Origin of the sequence: Haloprofundus halobius (genome assembly GCF_020097835.1) — an archaeon.
GTDB lineage: Archaea > Halobacteriota > Halobacteria > Halobacteriales > Haloferacaceae > Haloprofundus > Haloprofundus halobius.
On sequence record NZ_CP083666.1, the window covers coordinates 2589304 to 2610396 of the forward strand.

General features: G+C 62.0%; 23 protein-coding genes and 1 tRNA gene. 14 read left to right on the plus strand and 10 right to left on the minus strand.

Annotated elements, in window-relative coordinates:
- Positions 1-24 precede the first annotated feature (24 nt).
- From LAQ74_RS13685 to LAQ74_RS13735, 11 genes are all read left to right on the plus strand, one after another.
- On the plus strand, positions 25-2085 hold the full coding sequence (locus LAQ74_RS13685; protein ID WP_224333089.1) for a DEAD/DEAH box helicase: 2061 nt from the start codon (positions 25-27) through the stop codon (positions 2083-2085).
- 282 nt (positions 2086-2367) lie between these two features.
- Positions 2368-4218, plus strand: a complete 1851-nt coding sequence (locus tag LAQ74_RS13690; protein WP_224333090.1) for an SLC13 family permease — start codon at positions 2368-2370, stop codon at positions 4216-4218.
- Positions 4219-4268: 50 nt separating this feature from the next.
- A tRNA-Pro gene (locus LAQ74_RS13695) sits at positions 4269-4341 on the plus strand.
- A 76-nt stretch (positions 4342-4417) separates the two neighbouring features.
- Positions 4418-4645 carry a DUF7563 family protein gene (locus LAQ74_RS20650; protein WP_224333091.1) on the plus strand — a complete coding sequence of 76 codons (228 nt, stop codon included), beginning with the start codon at positions 4418-4420 and terminating at the stop codon, positions 4643-4645.
- A complete protein-coding gene (locus tag LAQ74_RS13705) occupies positions 4642-4920 on the plus strand; it encodes a hypothetical protein (protein WP_224333092.1) in 279 nt (92 codons plus the stop codon). Before LAQ74_RS20650 ends, LAQ74_RS13705 begins: the two co-directional genes overlap by 4 nt.
- The gene (locus LAQ74_RS13710; RefSeq protein ID WP_224333093.1) at positions 4920-5462 is read left to right on the plus strand and encodes a hypothetical protein; all 543 of its coding nucleotides are present in this window, start codon (positions 4920-4922) and stop codon (positions 5460-5462) included. The genes LAQ74_RS13705 and LAQ74_RS13710 overlap by 1 nt, the downstream gene beginning before the upstream one ends.
- Positions 5459-5665: a hypothetical protein gene (locus LAQ74_RS13715; RefSeq protein ID WP_224333094.1), complete on the plus strand. Its 207-nt coding sequence runs from the start codon at positions 5459-5461 to the stop codon at positions 5663-5665. The genes LAQ74_RS13710 and LAQ74_RS13715 overlap by 4 nt, the downstream gene beginning before the upstream one ends.
- Complete coding sequence (locus LAQ74_RS13720) at positions 5662-5919, plus strand: hypothetical protein (protein WP_224333095.1); 258 nt, start codon at positions 5662-5664, stop codon at positions 5917-5919. Before LAQ74_RS13715 ends, LAQ74_RS13720 begins: the two co-directional genes overlap by 4 nt.
- A complete protein-coding gene (locus tag LAQ74_RS13725; protein ID WP_224333096.1) occupies positions 5916-6284 on the plus strand; it encodes a hypothetical protein in 369 nt (122 codons plus the stop codon). Before LAQ74_RS13720 ends, LAQ74_RS13725 begins: the two co-directional genes overlap by 4 nt.
- Positions 6281-6835: a hypothetical protein gene (locus tag LAQ74_RS13730; RefSeq protein WP_224333097.1), complete on the plus strand. Its 555-nt coding sequence runs from the start codon at positions 6281-6283 to the stop codon at positions 6833-6835. Before LAQ74_RS13725 ends, LAQ74_RS13730 begins: the two co-directional genes overlap by 4 nt.
- Positions 6828-8015, plus strand: a complete 1188-nt coding sequence (locus LAQ74_RS13735; protein ID WP_224333098.1) for a MarR family transcriptional regulator — start codon at positions 6828-6830, stop codon at positions 8013-8015. The genes LAQ74_RS13730 and LAQ74_RS13735 overlap by 8 nt, the downstream gene beginning before the upstream one ends.
- A 513-nt stretch (positions 8016-8528) precedes the next feature.
- Here the strand turns inward: LAQ74_RS13735 and LAQ74_RS13740 are convergent.
- The 10 genes from LAQ74_RS13740 to LAQ74_RS13785 all read right to left on the minus strand — a co-directional run bounded on the left by LAQ74_RS13740 (position 8529) and on the right by LAQ74_RS13785 (position 17788).
- On the minus strand, positions 8529-8918 hold the full coding sequence (locus LAQ74_RS13740) for a hypothetical protein (RefSeq protein WP_224333099.1): 390 nt from the start codon (positions 8916-8918) through the stop codon (positions 8529-8531).
- Positions 8915-9151, minus strand: coding sequence for a hypothetical protein (locus tag LAQ74_RS13745; protein ID WP_224333100.1), 237 nt, complete (start codon positions 9149-9151; stop codon positions 8915-8917). The genes LAQ74_RS13740 and LAQ74_RS13745 overlap by 4 nt, the downstream gene beginning before the upstream one ends.
- 5 nt (positions 9152-9156) lie before the next feature.
- Positions 9157-9486 carry a hypothetical protein gene (locus LAQ74_RS13750; RefSeq protein ID WP_224333101.1) on the minus strand — a complete coding sequence of 110 codons (330 nt, stop codon included), beginning with the start codon at positions 9484-9486 and terminating at the stop codon, positions 9157-9159.
- Positions 9483-9842 (minus strand): hypothetical protein, encoded by a 360-nt coding sequence (locus LAQ74_RS13755; protein ID WP_224333102.1) that lies wholly within the window; start codon positions 9840-9842, stop codon positions 9483-9485. Before LAQ74_RS13755 ends, LAQ74_RS13750 begins: the two co-directional genes overlap by 4 nt.
- A complete protein-coding gene (locus tag LAQ74_RS13760) occupies positions 9842-11821 on the minus strand; it encodes a YrzE family protein (protein WP_224333103.1) in 1980 nt (659 codons plus the stop codon). The genes LAQ74_RS13755 and LAQ74_RS13760 overlap by 1 nt, the downstream gene beginning before the upstream one ends.
- Positions 11822-11985: 164 nt before the next feature.
- Entirely contained in the window at positions 11986-13536 is a 1551-nt protein-coding gene (locus tag LAQ74_RS13765) for an ArnT family glycosyltransferase (RefSeq protein ID WP_224333104.1), read from the minus strand.
- An 81-nt stretch (positions 13537-13617) separates the two neighbouring features.
- Positions 13618-15243, minus strand: coding sequence for a hypothetical protein (locus LAQ74_RS13770; protein ID WP_224333105.1), 1626 nt, complete (start codon positions 15241-15243; stop codon positions 13618-13620).
- An 87-nt stretch (positions 15244-15330) separates the two neighbouring features.
- Positions 15331-15597: a hypothetical protein gene (locus LAQ74_RS13775; RefSeq protein WP_224333106.1), complete on the minus strand. Its 267-nt coding sequence runs from the start codon at positions 15595-15597 to the stop codon at positions 15331-15333.
- On the minus strand, positions 15597-15881 hold the full coding sequence (locus LAQ74_RS13780; protein WP_224333107.1) for a hypothetical protein: 285 nt from the start codon (positions 15879-15881) through the stop codon (positions 15597-15599). The genes LAQ74_RS13775 and LAQ74_RS13780 overlap by 1 nt, the downstream gene beginning before the upstream one ends.
- Positions 15881-17788: a hypothetical protein gene (locus LAQ74_RS13785; protein ID WP_224333108.1), complete on the minus strand. Its 1908-nt coding sequence runs from the start codon at positions 17786-17788 to the stop codon at positions 15881-15883. The genes LAQ74_RS13780 and LAQ74_RS13785 overlap by 1 nt, the downstream gene beginning before the upstream one ends.
- A 126-nt stretch (positions 17789-17914) precedes the next feature.
- Between LAQ74_RS13785 and LAQ74_RS13790 the strand changes: the two genes are divergently transcribed.
- From LAQ74_RS13790 to LAQ74_RS13800, 3 genes are all read left to right on the plus strand, one after another.
- Complete coding sequence (locus LAQ74_RS13790; protein WP_224333109.1) at positions 17915-20020, plus strand: minichromosome maintenance protein MCM; 2106 nt, start codon at positions 17915-17917, stop codon at positions 20018-20020.
- A 1-nt stretch (position 20021) separates the two neighbouring features.
- Positions 20022-20300, plus strand: a complete 279-nt coding sequence (locus LAQ74_RS13795; protein WP_224333110.1) for a DUF7854 family protein — start codon at positions 20022-20024, stop codon at positions 20298-20300.
- A gap of 163 nt (positions 20301-20463) precedes the next feature.
- The gene (locus tag LAQ74_RS13800; protein ID WP_224333111.1) at positions 20464-21090 is read left to right on the plus strand and encodes a DUF7504 family protein; all 627 of its coding nucleotides are present in this window, start codon (positions 20464-20466) and stop codon (positions 21088-21090) included.
- Positions 21091-21093: the final 3 nt, after the last annotated feature.

Genomic DNA, 21093 nt, shown 5'->3' on the forward strand with positions numbered 1-21093 from the left:
TACCCCGTTCTCGTACCATTCGGCGTGTCTCAGCAGGTCGCCAAGGTCGACACGCTGTTCCTCCACGAGAGCGGCGGCCGCGACGACTACACCGTCGTCGCCACCCGCGACGGCGAGCGCCTCTTCCGCGGTCGACTCGGCCTCAAGGAGACGAACGCCGGTCCCCGGCCCGGGAAGTTCCGCATCGTCGAGGGCTCCAGCGAGGAACCGAGAAGTCCCGACCAGTTCGTCGAACTGGCCCGCAGAGCGTCGCGTATCCGAATCTCTCAGCAGACCTCCCAGCACGGCCGGAACGAACTCCAGGAGATGCTCGACGGCTACCAACTCGACGCGCTCGTCGTCCGCACCTGTCGCTTCTGTGCCTCCGGCGGCCGCTACTCGCCCATCACCGAGGAGACGGCGATCAAGACGGACAGGGAGTACATCTGTCCGGACTGCGCGATTCGGGAACTGGAGCGCGAACTCTCGTTCAAAGGCAACCTGACCGCGGCGGCGCAGGACCGCCTCGAAGAACTCCTCCTCGACGTGCAGGACCTCGACCGCATCACGAACCTCCTGCAAGGGAATCTCGACCCCGACCTGACGAAGTTCGACGAGATCAGTGCGACTGTCGAGGACGTCGACCCCGTACCGACGAGCGGTCTGGACCTGCATCCGAAGTTGCAGGGAATGACCGAGGAGCGATTCGAGAACCTCCTGCCGGTGCAGAGCCTCTCGGTCCGAAACGGCCTCTTCGACGGGCGAGACCAACTGGTCGTGAGCGCGACGGCGACGGGCAAGACCCTCGTCGGCGAACTCGCCGGGCTGAACCGCGTGCTGGAGGGCAAAGGGAAACTGCTGTTTCTCGTCCCGCTCGTCGCCCTCGCCAACCAGAAGTACGAGGACTTTCAGGAGCGCTACGGCCACCTCGCGAACGTCACGATTCGGGTGGGAGCGTCGCGCATCAACGACGACGGCAACCGCTTCGACCCGAACGCGGACATCATCGTCGGCACGTACGAAGGCATCGACCACGCCCTCAGAACGGGCAAGGACCTCGGCGACATCGGAAGCGTCGTCATCGACGAGGTCCACACGCTGAAAGAAGACGAGCGCGGCCACCGCCTCGACGGTCTCATCTCGCGGCTGAAGTACTACTGCGAGAGTCGGTCCGAACGCCGCGAGGGCTACGGAGGCGCGCAGTGGATTTACCTCTCTGCGACCGTCGGCAACCCCGAGTGGCTGGCGCGGCGACTGGAGGCGACGCTCATCGAGTTCGAGGAGCGGCCCGTCCCCATCGAACGCCACCTCACGTTCGCCGACGGGCAGGAGAAGGTCAGAATCGAGAACAAACTCGTGCGCCGCGAGTTCGACACCAAATCCTCGAAGGGCTACCGCGGTCAGACCATCATCTTCACCAACTCGCGCCGGCGCTGTCACGAGATCTCCCGGAAACTGGAGTACGACGCCGCGCCGTACCACGCCGGACTGGACTACGGGCGACGGAAGAAAGTCGAGCGGATGTTCGCCAATCAGGATCTGGCGGCCGTCGTGACGACGGCGGCGCTGGCGGCCGGTGTCGACTTCCCCGCCTCGCAGGTCGTGTTCGACTCGCTGGCGATGGGTATCGAGTGGCTCTCCGTCCAGGAGTTCAGCCAGATGCTCGGCCGCGCGGGCCGACCCGACTACCACGACAAGGGGAAGGTGTACATGCTGGTCGAACCCGACGCCGCCTACCACGGCTCGATGGAGATGAGCGAGGACGAAGTCGCGTTCATGCTCCTGAAAGGCGAGATGGAGGACGTCACAACGATGTATGACGAGTCCGCCGCCGTCGAGGAGACGCTCGCGAACATCACCGTCGCGGGAAGGCGAGCGAAGCGCCTGAACGACCGGATGCTCGGCGAGATTCCGACGAAACACGCCGTCGGCAAGTTGCTCGAATGGAAGTTCATCGACGGTTTCGAACCCACTCCCTTGGGCCGAGCCATCACGCGACACTTCCTCGCGCCCGACGAGGCGTTCCGGATTCTGGACGGGATACGGAACGGTCTCGACCCCTACGCCATCGTCGCCGAGATGGAACTGGCCGAAGACGATCTCTGAAGCGGCACGTCGGCCCTCAGACGCCCCAGAAGGCCTCGATGCCGCCGATAGTCACGATCGATAGCAGCAACTGTAGCGGCAGGCCGACGCGGGCGTAGTCGGTGCACCGATGGCAGTGACTGAGTACTCGCTTCGTGTACTGCAGCGCTCGCCGTGGAAGTGACAGAGAGACGTGCCATCTGCGGGGTGACTACAGAACCAACGCGGAAATACGTTCAGCGGACCACCACGCCGCCTTGCGAATACCCCACTCTTTTGCCAGCGGAAGCCATCTGGACGTCCGTGGCAGCGATAACTCCGGGCATCGTCTTCGTCTTTCTCGTCATTCTCGTCGCGCTCGTTTTCTTCGCGACGGAACCCGTCCCGGTCGACGTCACCGCGCTCGGCGTGATGGTGACGCTGATGCTCGTGCAACCGATGAGCGAGACACTCGCGGCGGCCGGATTGCTGACGGCCCCGATGCAGTTGATTTCGGTCGAGCAGGGGCTGTCGGGCTTTGCGAGTCAAGCGACGCTCACCGTGTTGGCGATGTTCATCCTCAGCGAAGGCGTTCAGCGGACGGGCGTCGTCCAGATCCTCGGCGCGAAAATCGCCGCGGTCACCCGCGAGAGCGAGAGCCGTCAGTTGGGAGCCATCGTCGGCGTCGTCGCGCCCATCTCGGGCTTTATCAACAACACGGCGGCCGTCGCGATTTTGCTCCCGATGGTGACCGACCTCGCCGAACGCGGGCGCAACTCGCCGTCGAAACTGCTGTTGCCGCTGTCGTACGCGTCGATGTTCGGCGGCACGCTCACGCTCATCGGCACGTCCACCAACATCCTCGCGAGCGACATCTCCGCCCGTCTCGGCGTCGGCGCGTTCTCGATGTTCGAGTTCACGGGACTCGGAATCGTCGTGACGCTCGTTGGGACCGTGTATCTGCTCACGGTCGGTCGGTATCTCACACCCGCGCGCATCAGACCGCAGTCGGACCTCACCGAGGAGTTCGAGATGGGCGAGTACCTCACCGAGGTGCTCGTCCGTGAGGACTCCCCGCTCGTCGGCCAGCGCGTGCAGGATGCGCTCGTCGAAACCGCCCTCGACGTCGACCTGCTGCAACTGATTCGCGGCGGCGAGGTGTTTCTCGAACCGCTCGGACCGAAGGAGATTCAGGCCGGCGACGTGTTCGCCGTCCGGACCGACCGCGACACGCTGGTCGAACTCCTCGACGTGGAGGGGCTCGATCTGGTGCCGGTTCGCGTCGACGAGGAGACGTTGGAGGCCGGAGAGGGCGGGCAGAACCTCGTCGAAGTCGTGGTCGCACCGCGGTCGGCGCTCGTCGGCGAATCGCTCTCCTCCATCGGATTTCGACAGCGCTACGACGCCACCGTGTTGGCGCTGCGGCGCGGCGGCGAACTCATCCGTCGACGGATGGACGACGTCAGACTCCAGGTCGGCGACACGCTGCTCGTGCAGGCGTCGACCGACAGCATCGAGCGTCTCGACCGTAACCGCGACTTCATCGTCGCCCAGGAGATTGAGCGTCACGACTTCCGCGAGTCGAAGATTCCGGTCGCCGTCGGTATCGTCGCGCTCGTCGTCGCCGTCGCGGCGCTCACCCCGATTCCCATCGTCGTCTCGGCGCTGGCGGGCGCGCTGGCGATGATCGCGACGCGCTGTCTGAAACCGACCGAGATCTACGACGCCGTCCAGTGGGACGTCATCTTCCTGCTCGCGGGCGTCATCCCGCTCGGTATCGCCATGCAGGAAACCGGTGCCGATCAGTTGCTCGCCGATTCCATCGTCGCCAGCGCCACGGCGCTGCCGATGCTGGGGGTGCTCGCGCTGTTCTACGTCGTCACGGCGCTCTTGACGAACGTCATCTCGAACAACGCGAGCGTGGTTCTGATGGTCCCCGTGGCGGTGGAGGCGGCGACGCAGATCGGCGCGAACCCCCTCTCGTTCGTCATCGCGGTGACGTTTGCGGCGTCGACGGCGTTCATGACGCCTGTCGGCTACCAGACGAATCTCTTCGTCTACGGTCCCGGCGGCTACAAGTTCATCGACTACGTGCGAGTCGGCGCGCCGCTGCAGTTGCTGTTCGCCGTCGTCACGACGCTCGGAATCACGGTGTTCTTCCCTGTGACGGGGTGAGGCGCATGGAACGAAACGTTTTACACTCGATGCCGATTCTGTACTGACGCGGGACCGTGGGTTAGCCTGGTATACTTCGGGCCTTGGGTGCCCGTGACCCCGGTTCGAATCCGGGCGGTCCCATAGCGACCAAAACTATTGCGGAGCTTCTTACCGGTTCTAAACCTCACAGCTACCGCCACTTCGGAGGTGTCGTCTGATGGCGACCCACCTTTCGGCGGTCGCCGGCGAACGTCGCTGCCTCAACTGTGGCGGCCACGTCACCGAGCAGTTCTGCCGCGTTTTCGGAGACCTCGACGACCGAGTACACCGCTGCCCCAGCTGCGACAATGGCAACCGGATTAGTCGTGGCAGCGCCGCCGGCCTGGACGTCAACCTCCGCGATCCCCAGGACGCTCCTCGACGCCTCGGAGGTGAGCGCCCATGATTCGCCAAAGTCGCTCACGAGTCCCCCAGGACCCCGCCGAGTGGCGAGAATCACAGACGCTCGAACACCTCTACGTCGAGCTTCGCTGGGATCAGCGGAAGATCGCCAACCACTTTGACGCGCTCGTCGACGGCGAAGAAGTCACTCAGTGGAAAGTCAAGTGGGCGCTCCGACAGCGTAACATCGCCCGCGAGGAATCCTGTGGGGGCGTTTCCCATGGCCTCGCACGTCAACTCTGGGAAGCCGAACCCGAAGCAGTTGGAGGCGGTCGGTGATGTCGTCGGACCGCTACCAGCGCTCGGTTGCGACGCAACTCACTCCGTACGTCGGCCTCGTCGAGGACGACGACGACACCGACTGCCACATCGGAGTCTGTGACGAGGCTGCCGTCTACTCGGTGCCGCATCCCGCCTCGTTCGGTGCCGATCTCTCGAAGTGTGAGTTCCATCTCGCGCTATATCGGGACCAGCACCCCGAACTGTGGCAGAAGATTCGCAGCGCCGACATCCCGGACCCAAAGTTCTACACCGACACCGACGACCGGTTTACCGACTTCGACGACGTTCCCGAGCAGGTCCGAGAGGATCAGTACCTGGTCGGTCTCGACGTACTCGGCCTCGCCATCTACCACGGTGATCCCGACGACGACGGTCTCGTCACCTTCGAGGCCGTCGACCGGCGCCTCGAGACACGCGCGACGAAGCAGGTCAAAGTCAACCAAGCCGGCCAGTTCATCGACCACCTTCGGCTGAATCGCGGCTTCGTCGAGATGAATCCCGAGATTCTCGACATCATGTACCCGGAGGAGCCCCGATGACTGACGTCAACGGTGCGCCTCCAGGCCTCGTCGCTGGTGTCGTCGGTGGGACGGTTGCCCTCCTGAGCGCTGTCACGGCAGGCAGTCTCGGACTGTTCTCGCTCGGCGCCGTGGTGACTGCGCTCGTCTCTGTCGCTGTCCTCGCGCTCGGACTGGGGACCGCCTGGAATATCGTCCGAGCGTACTCGGGTGGTCTCGCGTGAGTTCGGACGCCGACGGCCGCGACCTGGAAGCCGAACTCGACGCGCCCAACGCGGGCCAGAGCGGAATTCCTGTTGACGCTGTCTGCATCGGGTGCAAGCGAACTTCGGTTCGTCGCGCGCCTGTCGACAGCGTCGAGGACGTTCCCTCTTCGTTCCGTCACGTCTGTGGTGGCTGTCGGAAAGTCACCTGGTGGAACGTCGTCTCCGTGCTGCACGGACTGATCGATGCCGAAGAGGACGGTGATAAGCGGTGAGCCTCGATGCTCCAGACCTCGCGCAGACGATGCTTCCGGTAGGTGCAGAGAACGACCTCGGTAGGCCAGAGAGATTCAACGGCGCTCTTCGTTGTGGCTACTGCGAGCAGGATGTTGAGGGTACTCAAAAAGCCCACCGCGTCCCTCGTGAGTATCTCGCAGACCACGCCGTCGTTGATACGGGACACGACGAAATCCCCGTCTTCGGCTTCTACTGCCGGTACTGCTCTCGCGTTCTCGCCATCGATCCGCACAGCGATACGACTGACCTCGGCCCCGGCACCGGATGGATCGCTGTCCAGGCGGACCTCGCGACCGGCGACTGTGGCCCCGTTCTCGTCCCCACTCAGGAGCTCTACAAATGAGCATCGACTCACCGATTTCCGGCGACATCACGCCGTCTCAGTTGACGGCAGGTACTGATACGAAGACACTACGTCGTACTTCACCTATCGCTCACGGTGCCGGCGTCTCGAACGTCCTCGGAGATGACAACGCAGTCTACGACGCTCTTCGCGAACTCTGGCGCGACCGCGTCGGCGATCCCGACGACCGAGTGACTATCCCGGCCGACATCGACTACAATCGGCACGGAGAGTACGTCTGGGTGTTCTTTTCGAGTGGCTACAAAGCGGGAGACACGAACCAGTACGGTAACTGGAAGAAGTGGTTTAAGTACCATCTCATGCTTCGCGAGGTCGAACGCGATGAGCACGGCGGTATCAAGAATCTCCGAAAGCCTCCGACGTCGTGCCACGTCGTTATCGAACCACAGAAGGAAGGCATGACCTACAACCCCGAGAAGAACGGCGGAAGAGAGGTCGAAGTCGAACTGCCGTTCGGAGAAGGGACCCGGGTCAACGTGCAGACGACCTACGTCGAGCGTCCGAGTCAACCGGTTCGACGCGATGACTGATGCGCTCGGTCTCGTCGATGACGACGACCTCGTCGACGCTGGACAAATCAAGCGCGAAAGTTGCCGTATCTGGAAACTGGAGACGTATCTCCGGTTCGATATCGACCGTAAGCACTCGCTCGTCCGCACGATCGACAAGTCGGAGAACCTCATCGATGTCGGCGGTGGTGCCGAAATCGAGGCGTTCCGCGAGCGGCAGAAGGAGGGCTGGTTAGAGTCTCGCCTCGAGTCCGACCGTTGGGACCTCCTGGGTCTCGTTCCTGCTGAGACGACTGTAGAGCACGAAGACGGCGATACCTCCCGCGTGCGCTGGCAGCGCGAACTCAAAGTCTACCAGGCGCAGGACTGGGGTGAGAAACCTCGCGACCACTGGGCGCACCATCCGAAAGTCGAAGCATCACTCGGGAAAGGCCGGAACCCGCACGTCGATGAGTGGCACGAGGTTCTTGATCGCCTTCGTGAACTCGTCCTCTCGCACTGCGAGTGGGCCGGTGTTACTGATGACGATCTTGTCGCCGATCCGTACTTCAAGCCGTCGACGAGGCCGACCGTTGAGGTTGAGCACCCGGAGGGACGTCGTGAGGACCTACAGCACTACTACAACCGCTTCGAGGCCGTCATCTACAGCGAGTGCATCAAGCGGCAGACCTACGCTGCGTACGACATCCTATCGGTCCTCGTCGAGAGACACGGTGCGACCTACGGCGAACTTGAGGCCGAGACGGGGTATTCGCGGTCGAACCTACAGTACCACATCGGTCGGCTCGTCGACGTCGGCCTCCTGGAGACGCAGGGGAACCCGGCGGTGATTTGCTTCGCTGCTGGGAAGCTACTGGAGATAGCCGCCGAGTCCATTGAGGACGTCGCAGCGTACTTTGGAGAAGAGACGCTCGGAAAGCGCCGCCTCGAGCGCGAGAAGCGCGCCGAGGAGACAGTCGAGAAACGAGAGAACGGAGAGGCCAACGGCACACATGAACGCGAGAATGACCCTCGCGACCTCGGTCCCGACGCTCGAGGGGACGATGAGGATGACCCACTCCCCTTCGTGTATCTCAAGGACTGGTCCGGGACGCCGCAGATGATCATGGACCAGCTCGTCGATGACGAGCACCCGCGTGGAGAGACTGACGTCCGAGTAAGGGTCTTCCCGGACCACGACCCGGACGGCGGACGTCGGTAGGCGCTGACGACGACGCGTTCGCTCCTTCTGTTAGCGGTAGCTATCGCCAGAGAACGCTCGTTTTCGCTTTTTTCCAGCCCCTGAAAAGACGCACACATCAGAGTCACCTCATTTCCGCTCCAAGTGGTGGTACGTCACAGTCGACCACCATTTTGGATCGGTTTCGACGTCGTCGCCGCCCCGATCGACGCCTCAACTTGGTGTGATTGTCCCTTCTCGACGATACACGAAAGTGAATTCCAGCGTCTGAGAAGGTCTCCGCTACAGATACGGTTTGCAAAATGGCCCTACGGTAGTGCTACTAAGGTAGAACCAAATAACGCGGGCGGCAGAACGCCGCCCGCTACCGCACCGCGGTGGTTGTTCGGTCGGTCGGAGACGCCCCGAGGACGGTGAACGCGGAGGTTTCACGAGTTGTATATAAGTGAAAATCTGTCTCTACTCTACCGCGTTCGACGCGAAAACCAAGGGTACAACAGCCCAGGTGCTTACGAAGAAGGTTGCAGAATCCGCTTAGGCGGGCTTCTGTGTCTGTCGGAAGGCAGCAACCCACTGTCGCAGAGGGACGAGATCGTATCCCGACGGTCGCGCCCACACGTACGCGTTCCCGAGTAGCCAGATGTGGACTGGCGCGGCGAGCATCCCACCGACATCCCCCAGCGGTCCGAGATACAGCCGCAGGTACGCCGCGAGGAACAGGAGACCAGTTACCGCCGGAGCGACACCGACCGCGACAGCGCGCCAGAGAGCGGCCTCTCGCTTCATCTCCACGTCGACCCACGGTCGACCGTCGTCGTCGACGCCGAAACTGGCGCTGTGTCCGAGCACACGAGCGACGACGTAGTGGCTCAGTTCGTGGAACGCGTAGCCGGGCTTGAACCAGCGGTAGACGGCGGACGTCACGCGCCCGTCCTCCGTACATCGAAATCGCGGGGGTCGGCCCAGAGCGCGAACCCCCAGATGAGCGTGAACAGCGCTGCGAACCAGAGCGATATCGCGACCATGCCGACGAAGTGAGCAAAGTCCGGAACGAATCCGAGGTTTCGAGCGATCGCGTGCGAACTCACCGCTGCGAGTTCGAGACCGGCCGCCTCGTACACCGCGCGCTTGACTCGATCGGGGTCGTTGCCTTGCATCCCCATCACCGTCGGAAGCGCTGGTAGAACGCGAACAGCGCCGCCGTTGCACCTCCGATGGCGAGCATGAGGATCATCCGGTTCGCCAGCGCCGGCAAAACCGTAATCGATGCCGCACCGACGACGACCGCGACGACGATGAGCGGAGCTGGCGAGCGCTGGTTGACTGCTAGGCCGCCGCCGAAGATGATGACGGCAAACAACACGAACACGGACCCGAGTTGATCAGTATACGGTGCGATCCAGCATGCCGGGTCTGGTCCTCCGGCGAAACAATCGTAGTCTCCCGACTGCAGTACCGTCGAGAGCGCGTTGGTGAGTAGTGTGGGTATCATAGTCTCTGTCTGATCGCTATCTGAAGGATGAACAGCCCGATCATCGCCGGGATGCCGTACGTGAGCCAACTGGCTGCCGATGGCGGCACCCCCAGGTTCTGCAGAATCCGATCACCGTTGCTGACGATGTTCAACACGTCCGCGATGATACCGAGCGCCGTGATTGGACTGAAGATATCGCCGGCCACGTCACTATCTGCTCCCTCGAGGTCCTCGTTCGCCGACTCAACGTCACGTTCCTCGCCGGTCGTGAGGTTAATACCGAACGCCGGACCGAGCGTCGTGCTCGCAAAGGCCGTCGACCCCACCAAACAGATGATGAGGACGATCGCCGCTTTCCCTCGAACTTCGACCATCAGTTCAACCTCCCGCTTATGTAGAAGCCGATGCCGACCGTTATCGCGAAGACCACGACAGTCTCCGGGATATCCAGCCAGCCGATGAGCACCAACAGGCCACTAAATCCGGCCGTGACGACAGCCCCGATGCCGGCATGGATACCGCCGAACATGCCACCCACGAAAATGACCAGGAGCGACCCCACGATGGTCATCCACGTCGACGACAGTCCGAGGTCGACGTTGATGCCGGAGACGCCGACCGGGACCTTGTTACTCACCTCTTCGTCGTCGATCGTCGCCGACCACTCGACGATGAACGTGTCGTCGAGTTGCTCCTCCGAGAGCGCCACCGTCTCGCTGTAAATCGAGACCTCACCGAACTGCGTCGTCTCGAACAGCGGTGTATCCTCGTTGTTGCGCTCGTAGACCGACAGCGAGAGGTCCTCGACGTCGGCCGTCCCGGCGTCGAACTTGAAGACTACTCGTCCCTTATCCGTGTCGTTGATGCGTTCGGCGTAGATGTCCGTCGCGTACGTCTCCCCTTCCGGGATGCCGAGTCCCGCCTCCTCGATGATTATCGGGAGGACCTCGTCCTTGCGGGAGCTATCCGCGCTGTAGCCTCCGACACCTTTCCGGACGCTGTCCTGATTCTCGACGGCCATTCGGTACTCTTCGCCGTCCTCGAGCGTGAGACACGCGATGTTCGCAGCGCCGAACTGAGCACCCATCACGTCACGGTGAGTCCCGTTGATCCGGACCTGACTCATGAGGTACGTCGATGAGGTCTCGAAGCGCCCGCTCTCGTCGACCAGCTCGTAGCACTGCCGGAACGTATCGTCGTCATCCTCGCGCTGCAACGTGGTGTAGACGCGCTGACTCGGGTCCGTCGTGATGACCGATCGGTTCGCGTATCCGTCCGCGTCGAACGTGAACCGGAGGTCCTCACGAGGGACGCCGGACAGATCCAGCGTGCCGTCGCTCGTACTCCGTTCGTCGTAGTAGTCGCCGGTCAGCGACTCGATGGTGACGTCGACGTCGTCATCGATGAGTTTCGACGTGTTCGAGGCGTTGTGAATCGTGAGGTCGTTCGGTGTCACAAAGGTGTAAGACACGGCGTCTTCCGGGTCGGTGTCCTGTTCCTGGATGACCGCTGTCCACTCGTTTTCTCCGGGGTCAGCCGTGTAGTCCACGCTTACCTCCTCGCCCGAACTCGTCTCCGAACCGACGGACTCCCACTCGCCGGAGTTGTTCACGTAGAATTCGACAGTAAACTCGTCGTCACCCGCGTTCTCGACAGATGCACTCAGCGTGACGTTTCTGTCGCTGACGTAGTCCCCGCGTCGAGGCGACGGATCGTCGATGCTTGGGACCTGTGACCCCGTCTGGATGATGTCTATCTCCCGGTCGCTCCCGTCGTTGGGCACGTCCAACGTCGCGACACCGTCACCGTTGCTCGCCGTCGAGTCCAGAATCTCACCGGAATCGAGGTCAACCGCCGCGATGCCCGTACTCGCCGGAACGTCGTTGAGCGTCAGCGAGGTCGTGGTTCCGCCGGGGCCGGAGTAGACGAGGTCCGTCTCCCCGTTATCTTCGCCCGCCGCCGATACGTCGCCGTACTCGAACGACTCGACGTCGCCGCCGAATCCGACAGCGCTCCTCGAGTCGCCGTCGATGGTGATCTCGTCGTCGCCGGCGTCGACATTCGAAAACGTCGTCCACTCGTCGTCGTGGCTGTCGACTGTGAGTGATGTCGGTCCGTCCGAGGAGATTGATGGGAGCGGGTCGAGGTCGACCGTGTTGTCGTCGGGGAACGGATTCCCGCTGCTGGCCCACAGCTGGTATCCGACTTCGAGGTCCGGTCCGTCGATGGCGGCGAAGTGCGCGCCCTCACCGACGTAGTACGTGTCCGTGTCGGCGATGGCGACAGCTGCCGGGACGAAAACGCTGAGAAGTACGCCGATGGCGATGAGCAGTGCTCGGGTCTTCCGCTTCATCCGAGATCAGGCGGATTGCCCTCTCGATGGTGTGGTCTGCGAGCGGCTCAAATTCATACGTAGAAACACGCATAAAATCGGATAACAGTAGCGTGACGGGGCGTTACGAGTGGTTACGGGGAGCGATGGATAGGACTCGTCAATTCGTTATCTTCGTCTCGGATTCATGATTTGCACTCTGAAACAATAATGTCGTCCCCAGTATGGATCACCATCAGTTTACAATCGTTTGCCTCATCAGGTGATTGAGCGAATCTCGGCGAATAATCTCCGTGATAGTCGTGGCCGGCATTTCGTGGGTCTTCCCAGCCTTTAACGAGATGACCAGAGTAGATGAGAACTCTCCCCACCGACGAATAGTAGTTCTGTTCCCAGTCACCGACGAACGTCACTTCCGATACTGTCTCGATTTCAGAGTCACTAATTTCCAGCCCTGCATTAATCGTCTGTTCGTGAGTTAAATTGTTTGAGGGTTGGACTTGGCCATCTGGCGAGCTCACTACGGGAAGTCCAGTCCCACCGAGTACCGCGGCTTCAAGAAGCCAGCCGTTTGTGACCGCGGCGACCAAGAGGAGCCCCGCGAGCCCGAGCGCGACCTGTCGCGTCGACACCGACGGAAGAACGCTGGCCAGATCCTCGGTCACGACGACGCCGACCGTCATCGCGAGCGGTGCGAGGAGCGCCCAGAGGTAGTAGTCGTGTCCAGCGAACCCGTGGGGGAGCAGGACGATGAGCGTGATGCCGCTCGCAAGCCACGACGAGAGGAGGACGTTCCACGCCGTCTGGTCGTGTCGAGTGCGGTTTGTCCAGTACGCGAACGCGAGGATGCTCGCGGGGAGCGTGAGCGTGAACGCGATGTGGATGGGATGCCACGAGAAGTGGCTCAGCCACCACTCCGGACGTGCGTAGACCGTGAGGCCGGTCTTGAGAACCGAGTAGCCAAGCAGTTGCCCGGACTCGACGGGACCGTAGATCCGTCGGATGTACCAAATCAAGGCGAACATCGTCGCAACGACGAGGGGGACGCCGACCGCGTGCCGGTATCGACGCGCGTACAGGCAGAGCGCGGACAGCGGGAGCGCAACCGTGGCCTCCCACATGTGGTTCGTCATCGCGACGGCGAGCAGGCCGACGCTTGCGAGATACCAGCGGTTTTCGTCTGTCTGGGCGAACTGGTACATCGCGATTGCGGCTCCTGCGGTCAGGAGGATGCTGAGGGCTTCCGGGAGGTAGCCGAACGAAAACCGGAGGAAGAGCGGATGTGCCCACAGACTGAACGCAGTGATGGTTCCCGCAAGGTAGCCGTAGTGGCGAGCGACGAACGAACCGACCAAGACGACGACGCCGATGGCGATGACGAAGTTGATGAGCCGCATCCCGCTCGGGTAGCCGAGCGCCACGAACGGCGTGTTGAGGAGGCTATGCAGGTGGAGTGCGCTAAAACTTTCCCGGGGAGTGATGTATGTGAACGCGCCGAAGCCATCCCGGACGAACGAGAGCGTCTGGAAGTAGCCTGCGACCTCGCGGGTCGCTCGGTACTGGATCGGTGTCGCTGCCGTGAGCAGGGGGAGTGCCGCAATCGCGGGGAGAATCCAAAGGAAGAGATGGTGTAATCTATCAAACCGATAGAGTACGGATTCGGTTTGGTGAGTGATTCTGTCCAACATCGTACTTTGAAGCGTTACAAGAAGATGGTTTACGTCTTGCGCTACCAATCCGGAGACGAGCCTCGTCCATCAGTGTGGTGTCCTCTACCCCCTGATGTTGAATATTATGAGGTGCGGCTATCAGACTTCTTAACTATCGTCCACAAGGTTGTCAGTGTTAACTGTGACTTCGGACGGAGTTTGGTCGTCTATTAAATTACTTTCGTACCCTTCGACCAATCCCTTAAACACCATTGTCCCATCCTTCCACCCATACGTCGATGTGTCATTCAGTTCAATCGCTGGATCGAGATACCGGTCCGGATTGTTATTGTAGATATGGACTTCAAGCAGCGTCTTCCCAACCTCCTCGTCTTTATCGTTAATTTGGACGGCCGGTCGCGGGTCGGTGTCATCCGTGCTCCCGACGTCGATCAGCGACAACGTTCCCGTCGCGGAGTTATATCCACGCAGTTCGACACCGACACGTGTGGCATTTACCGTTGCATCCCGAAAGATGATGTCCATCGGGCCGTCAGCGATGATACCACGGTCCCCGTCATTATCGTTTGTCGGAAGGACCTCGCAGGACAGTACCGCCGTCCCCTGCCCCCGTAACGCCCATTGGTCTCCTTCGCCGGGTTGGGCCGCTGTACCGGCGAGGATTGCCGTCGCGTCGCTGGTTTCGGTGGTCGCTCGGGCACAGTAGTTTGAGACGTTCTCGTAGTAGCCACCGATGTATGCGTGTTTTTGCACACGAGCTTGGAATCCGCGAGAGCGGGCGTCTGAATCTTGTTGTCGAAAGTCATCCGAGATAACTCGCGTTGAGTCGTCAACGAATATGTGGTCAATCGATGCGTTCGAGTTCGCCCGGAGACACCAGTACCTTTCGGGCTGGATGCCGCTGAAGCTGTCTAGTCGGAACTCACAACCGTCTATGACTTCGATGGATTCGATAGCTATCGGGTTCCCGCTTGCGGCGTTGATTATCCCCTGTTGGGTGGACTGGTCGCTAAGGTCTATGTCCCGGACCTCGACGTTGGATAATCGAAGCATCCCCATCTCCGCGTCAACACCGTACCCCCATACCCGTCCGCCGTCGGTCGTGTCACTATTGCCGTCGACTGTGAGGTCTGCCCAGAGATGGGTGGCACTGGAGGCGTCGCCACTGACGAACTCCAGCATGGAGTTGCCAGCATTTTGGACGGTCGAGATGTTCTTACCACGACCCACGACCGCGAAGCTCTCTGTCTCTCCGACAGATCCATCCCAAGTTACTGTCCCCTCTGGGAGCACGAACAGAGCCGGAAGCGACGTATCATCAACAACATCGTTCAGCACATCCCCAGAAGAGAGATACACGACGTTATTTATCTGCTCTACATCTATCCCTGACGCATCGTCAGGAAGTGTGTAGATACCATCGTCATCATCGTCAGAGAAGGCACCGCCAGACGGCCACTCGGTTTCGGTCTCTCCTCCGAGAGTGAGCGACTCGGTATGAACGCCCGCGAGCGGGTCATCTTCTGTCCCAACCGTTCCCGATCCCGAAGATTGCGCCCGAACAGGTCCGGTCGAGGCCTTCAGCGCTGCCGAACTCGCCGAGTATCCCAGCGCCACCAGCCCGATCGCCTTCAGCGCCTCTCGACGAGACAGTCCCATCCTCTCGAACCACGACACCGACACTTCGTTTCCGTCGCTGTCCGTGGTCGCCAGCTCGTCGCCGACGATCTCTCGAATCTGTGCTTCTTGCTCCTCGGAGAACCGAGAACTCATACTACACTACAGACCGGGAGAAATGCAGGTAACAGTAGCGTGACGGCCCGTTACGACCGGTTACGAGTTTTGGAGGGCCGAAGGAGATCAGTACCCGCGCTGCGCGATGGCCACCCGAATCACGGTCGCGAGAACCGCGATGCCGATGACGCCGATTACCGTTGTCAGGGGGACCCAGACGAGCGTTACCTCCGCGAGTCGGTCCAGCGGTCCCATCGAGAACGTGCCGTCCTGGACCAACGAACTCTCTGCTGCCTTCTCCGCCAACACCGACAGAATCGTCGGCGCGAAGAGGAAGAACACGAACGCAGCGAACAGCGTACTGATGATCTGCGTGATTCGGCGCAGCACCATCAGGCCCCACCTCTCGCCGACTGGTACACCGCAGCGCCGAAGACGAACAGCGCGACGAGAACCATCGTCACCGTCGGCATCCCGTCTTGCGCCTGGACGATGTACCCGAGACCTTCCTCGGCCTCGACGCTGTACCGGACGTCCTCGTTTCGGTCTTCGGCGTTGTCCTGGAGCGTGCTGAACAGCGGCGCAACCCACACGAGCGTCGCGCCGACAATGACGATCGTGATTAGCGCGATCATCAGCTGGTAGGACATCTGCCCGCGTTCGTCACGCCGGAACATCAGAACTCGACCTCCATCGCCGCGTCGAGATCGGCGTCGACACCGCCGAAGTCGACCTCGGGCAGGTCGCCGACGTCGCCTGCAACGTCCTCGACGCTGGCGACGGGATTCTCGAACTCGTCGGAGAAGAGCCGTCCCAGACGTGCGAGTTTGGCCTCGATGTCCGGTTCGTCCTTTCGCTCGAAGTCCGGGTCGCGTGGAATGCGGTCGACGGGCTCGCGGAGCGTTGGTTCACGGAGTGTCGGCTCTCTCGGGTCGCGAAACTCCGGCGGAACCTCGGTCGGTGTCTCCAGTATTCGGTCCATCTCGGTGTCGACTCGAACGTCGGTTTCGATTTCTGGGAGTTCGAAGACGTCCTCCTCGATTCGGAGGTCAGTATCCGGAATCGTGTCGATATCCGGAATCTCTTCGATCAGTTCGTCGATGCCGACTTCGGTCTCGACGTCGAGTCCCGTGTCCAACGCCTCGTCGAGTCGGACCTCCGTTTCCTCGACGACATCGAGGAGTCCCTGGACTTCGCTGTCCGCAGCACGTTCAGAGAGTTCGAGGTCTTCCTTGACGCCCCGAACATTCGAGTCCCCGTCGAGGAACATCTGCTGAGCCTGCTCGATTCGAGCTTCTGCGCCCTCGATGAGCCGTCCGACGGGGCCTGCGCTCTCCTGTCCGGGTTCGACGCCGACCGCTCCGGGAGTCGCCTCTGACTCGTCGGAGCGCCGCTGTGGAACATCTCGATTCCGGAGGTCACGAGGGTCGAGTTCCGAGCCCTGAGACTCGCTTCTTCCCGTCTCTTGGAAGTCGCCCGGCTGTGCTTCGGGTTCTGGGTCCGACTCTCGGTAACGTCGACTCGGTGCGTTGCTCCGCCCCTCGCGGCCGATACGCCGACCGGGAGAGCCGGGGCGGGGGTCGTTCCTCGGATTACGCGCGTTGCGTGCGATCCGGTTGTTCGACTCCTGCATCAGGCGCAGGGCTTCGTCAACTTCCGGATTCCCGGTCGACCGCCGACTACTACCGCTCTGAGTACGTCGGCCACTCGAGCGCTGTCGGCCTGCAGACGATCGGCTTCGTCCCGCCCCAACCTGTGCCCGGTCGTCTCGCGCGAATCGTCTCGCGTTGTCGACTGCACGCTGAACGACGTCATTGCTTACGAACCGTCCACCGGCGTCCCGAACGCGGCCCGCTGCGTCGACGCGGAGGTCGCGCAGGTTCGGCGTCCCTCCACGTTGGACACGACGGCCACCGCGGTAGACGCCTCGACCGACTGCTCGAACCGCTTCCTCACCGGGCTGAATCGCGTACCGCGCAGCCATCGATCCACGAGTACCGCCGACCGCACGAGCACCACGAACAGCACCGTATCCTCCGGCGAGAGAGCCGGTGAGTTGCGAACCGACTGCGACGGGGTTACTTTCCGCTGCCAGCGCGAATCTCGATCCGAGGAGTGCCCCTTGGCCCGCTGCCTCGCCGGCGCGTCGCTGCACTTCATCGATGTTTCCGCGTCCTGCAGGACCCGCTACGTACGCTCCCGTTTCGCCGATCTCCTTGAGGTCGCTCGCGATGCCAGGGGCGTTGAACAGTTCGCCTGCGCCGATGAGTGCGTTCTCCATCACGCGCTCGCCGGTCGTCGCCGGCTTCGTCGGGTCGTAAACCTGCGAGAAGTCCGCGTCTCTACCGGACACGAGGTTACGCAGTTCCCGACCCACACGGAATGCTGCAGCGGCAGGGTTCCTGTCGGTATACTCGCGCGCACCGACTGCGGTAGTGTCGCTGAACGCCTCAGAGCCACGGTTGAGGTAGTCCTCGACGCGCCACGACTCATAGCTCTCTTCGGGTCGCGTGTCGACCAGGAGAGAGTCGTCGTCGCCGTCCCGCTTCTCGGCCAGCTCGCGAGCGGTGATTTGGGTGAACATCGGCGTGTTAGTAATGTACAGTCTTGTAATTTTTTAATCATTATCTCGGGCGTGTCCGCGTCACACAGTTATCACTTCCACCCCAAGGCGATACTTCTTACACGGAGAGGGCCTAAGCTTGCGTCAATGGCGCAGGCATCGAACCAGGAGTTGACCGAGCGGTTCATCCAGTTCTACCGCAATTACTATCGGGACCGCATCGGCCAGCTCGCCCAGAACTACCCCAACGAGCAACGTTCGCTCTACATCGACTACGACGACCTCTACACCTTCGATCCGGACCTCGCCGACGACTACCGCTCGCACCCCGAGCAGATGCAGGAGTACGCCGAGGAAGCCCTCCGCCTCTACGACCTCCCCGCCGACGTCAGTCTCGGGCAGGCGCACGTCCGCCTCGACGGCCTACCGGAGAGCATCGCGATCCGCGGCATCCGCGTCCACGACGACCACGTCGGCAAGATGGTGAGCGTGCAGGGAATCGTCCGCAAAGCGACCGACGTCCGACCGAAAGTGACGCAGGCGGCCTTCGAGTGCCAGCGCTGCGGCACGATGACGCACATCCCGCAGTCCGACAGCAGTTTCCAGGAACCGCACGAGTGCCAGGGCTGCGAACGCCAAGGCCCCTTCCGTGTCAACTTCGACCAGTCGGAGTTCATCGACTCCCAGAAACTCCGCGTCCAGGAGAGTCCCGAGGGACTCCGGGGCGGCGAGACGCCCCAGAGCATCGACATCAACGTCGAAGACGACATCACCGGCAAGGTGACCGCCGGCGACCACGTCACGATGACGGGCGTGCTCCACATCGAACAGATGAAGAACGGCCAGGAGAAGTCGCCCATCTTCGACCTCTACATGGACGGCGTCTCGGTGACCATCGAGGACGAGGAGTTCGAGGATATGGACATCACCGAGGAGGACAAAGAGGAGATAATCGAACTCTCCTCGCATCCGGACATCTACGACGAGATGGTCGCCTCCGTCGCGCCCGCCATCTACGGCTACGAGAAGGAGAAACTCGCGATGATTCTCCAACTGTTCTCGGGCGTCACGAAGCACCTCCCGGATGGGTCACGGATTCGAGGGGACCTCCACATGCTCCTGATAGGCGACCCTGGTACGGGCAAATCGCAGATGCTTTCGTACATTCAAAATATCGCACCAAGGTCAGTTTACACATCAGGAAAAGGGAGTTCCAGTGCAGGGTTGACCGCCGCCGCCGTCCGCGACGACTTCGGCGACGGCCAGCAGTGGACGCTCGAAGCGGGCGCGCTCGTGCTCGCCGACAAGGGAATTGCAGCTGTCGACGAACTGGACAAAATGAGGCCGGAAGATCGTTCAGCCATGCACGAGGCGCTCGAACAGCAGAAGATTTCGGTGTCGAAGGCGGGCATCAACGCGACGCTCAAATCCCGGTGTTCGCTGCTCGGCGCGGCGAACCCCAAGTACGGCCGGTTCGACCAGTACGAACCCATCGGCGAGCAGATAAACCTCGAACCGGCGCTCATCTCCCGGTTCGACCTCATCTTTACCGTCACCGACCAACCCGACCCCGAGCACGACGGCAAACTGGCCGACCACATCCTGCAGACGAACTACGCGGGGGAGTTGAACACCCAGCGGACGAACCTCACCACCTCGAACTTCACCCAGCAGGAAGTCGACGACGTGACCGAAGAGGTCGCTCCCGAGATCGAGGCGGACCTGCTCCGGAAGTACATCGCGTACTCGAAGCGCAACTGCTTCCCGACGATGACCGACGTGGCGATGGCGACGATTCGGGAGTTCTACGTCGACCTCCGGGCGAAAGGCGCCGACGAGGACGCGCCGGTCCCGGTCACCGCCAGAAAACTGGAGGCGCTCGTTCGCCTCGCGGAGGCGAGCGCGCGCATCCGCCTCTCCGACACCGTCGACGAGGAGGACGCAGACCGGGCGGTCGAACTCGCGCGTTCGACCCTCCAAGATATCGGCGTCGATCCCGAAACCGGACAGTTCGACGCCGACGTAGTCGAGACGGGGCAGTCGAAGACCCAGCGCGACCGGAAGATGAACCTCCGCAAACTCATCAGCGACATCGAGGGCGAGTACGACGGCGGCGCGCCCGTGGAGGTCATCCTCGAGGAGGCCGAGGAGAAACTCGGCATCGGCGAGCAGAAGGCCGAGAAGGAGATAGAAGGTCTCAAACGAAAGGGCGAACTGTACGAACCGACGCAGGGTCACCTCCGGACGACGTAAGATGGACCGCATCTCCGCGCTTCGGAACGTCGAGGAAGCGCTTCGGGCGTTCGAAGACGGCGAGGTTGACCTCGCAACGGCCGAAAGACGGGTCGTCGCGGTGCTTCGGACGTACGCCACCGAGTTCGAAGCCGACGGCCTCTCTGCGTACCGCGCGCGCGGCGACGACCGGGCCGACGGACTCGTCGTCGTCGCCGACTCCGAGAGTGCGGCTAGAGAGCGCGTCCGAGCACTTCTCGACGAGGAGGTCGCGTTCGAAATCGCGCTGGTCGAGCGATAGCGGAGCAGGGCGGAGCAGGAGACCGAGGCGAGAGCGAGCAGACGGAGTCGAAGCCGTACGCGCCGAAGACCGGCGAGTGTCGGTGACAATACGTTACAGATACGCAAACACTTTTGTATCTTGCTCTGATACATCACCTGAGTAACTTGACAGGGAGCCGGTCGTGAAAGGAGACGTAGCTACGATGGAGACGGTGTTCGAGGAGGCGTCGAGTGTCCTCCTTCTGTCCCCGTCGCTCGGGGAGGGCGAGAGTGACGCCTGCATCGACCTCCTGCATCCCGACGATGTCGAGAAGAACGCGCTGTGGGTCTCGTACACGAAGTCGCCGGACGCACAACTGCGCCGGTGGCGGAACCACAGCGAGAGCCGTCCGGCGAACGTCGGCGTCGTCAGCGTCGGCGACTCGATGCGGTCGGTGAGCGCCGGGAACCCACAGAGCGCGAACCACGGGTCCGACGGCCTAGACCCCAGTATCGAGACGGTCACCAATCCCAACGATCTCACCGGACTCGGAATCAGCATCACCGAACAGCTGACTCGCTGGCACAGCAACGACGCCCGGACCGTCGTCTGCGTCGACTCGCTGACGGCGATGCTGCAGTACGTCGACCGCCAGACCGCCTACGAGTTCCTCCACGTGCTCACGGGACGACTGTACGCCGCCGACGCCGTCGCACACTTCCACATGGACCCGGGTGCGCACGACGACCGGACCGTCGAGAGTATCGCGTCGCTCTGCGACGCCGTCGTCGAGCTCCGTGACGGCGAGCGACACATCAGGTGTCGCTGACTC

Bases quoted from the DNA above. Each gene is read 5' to 3' on its own strand.
- LAQ74_RS20650 (WP_224333091.1), top strand. From the start codon at position 4,418: ATGGCGACCCACCTTTCGGCGGTCGCCGGCGAACGTCGCTGCCTCAAC.
- LAQ74_RS13705 (WP_224333092.1), top strand. From the start codon at position 4,642: ATGATTCGCCAAAGTCGCTCACGAGTCCCCCAGGACCCCGCCGAGTGG.
- LAQ74_RS13710 (WP_224333093.1), top strand. From the start codon at position 4,920: ATGTCGTCGGACCGCTACCAGCGCTCGGTTGCGACGCAACTCACTCCG.
- LAQ74_RS13715 (WP_224333094.1), top strand. From the start codon at position 5,459: ATGACTGACGTCAACGGTGCGCCTCCAGGCCTCGTCGCTGGTGTCGTC.
- LAQ74_RS13730 (WP_224333097.1), top strand. From the start codon at position 6,281: ATGAGCATCGACTCACCGATTTCCGGCGACATCACGCCGTCTCAGTTG.
- LAQ74_RS13735 (WP_224333098.1), top strand. From the start codon at position 6,828: ATGACTGATGCGCTCGGTCTCGTCGATGACGACGACCTCGTCGACGCT.
- LAQ74_RS13745 (WP_224333100.1), bottom strand. From the start codon at position 9,151: ATGCAAGGCAACGACCCCGATCGAGTCAAGCGCGCGGTGTACGAGGCG.
- LAQ74_RS13750 (WP_224333101.1), bottom strand. From the start codon at position 9,486: ATGATACCCACACTACTCACCAACGCGCTCTCGACGGTACTGCAGTCG.
- LAQ74_RS13755 (WP_224333102.1), bottom strand. From the start codon at position 9,842: ATGGTCGAAGTTCGAGGGAAAGCGGCGATCGTCCTCATCATCTGTTTG.
- LAQ74_RS13760 (WP_224333103.1), bottom strand. From the start codon at position 11,821: ATGAAGCGGAAGACCCGAGCACTGCTCATCGCCATCGGCGTACTTCTC.
- LAQ74_RS13770 (WP_224333105.1), bottom strand. From the start codon at position 15,243: ATGAGTTCTCGGTTCTCCGAGGAGCAAGAAGCACAGATTCGAGAGATC.
- LAQ74_RS13775 (WP_224333106.1), bottom strand. From the start codon at position 15,597: ATGGTGCTGCGCCGAATCACGCAGATCATCAGTACGCTGTTCGCTGCG.
- LAQ74_RS13780 (WP_224333107.1), bottom strand. From the start codon at position 15,881: ATGTTCCGGCGTGACGAACGCGGGCAGATGTCCTACCAGCTGATGATC.
- LAQ74_RS13785 (WP_224333108.1), bottom strand. From the start codon at position 17,788: ATGTTCACCCAAATCACCGCTCGCGAGCTGGCCGAGAAGCGGGACGGC.
- LAQ74_RS13790 (WP_224333109.1), top strand. From the start codon at position 17,915: ATGGCGCAGGCATCGAACCAGGAGTTGACCGAGCGGTTCATCCAGTTC.
- LAQ74_RS13795 (WP_224333110.1), top strand. From the start codon at position 20,022: ATGGACCGCATCTCCGCGCTTCGGAACGTCGAGGAAGCGCTTCGGGCG.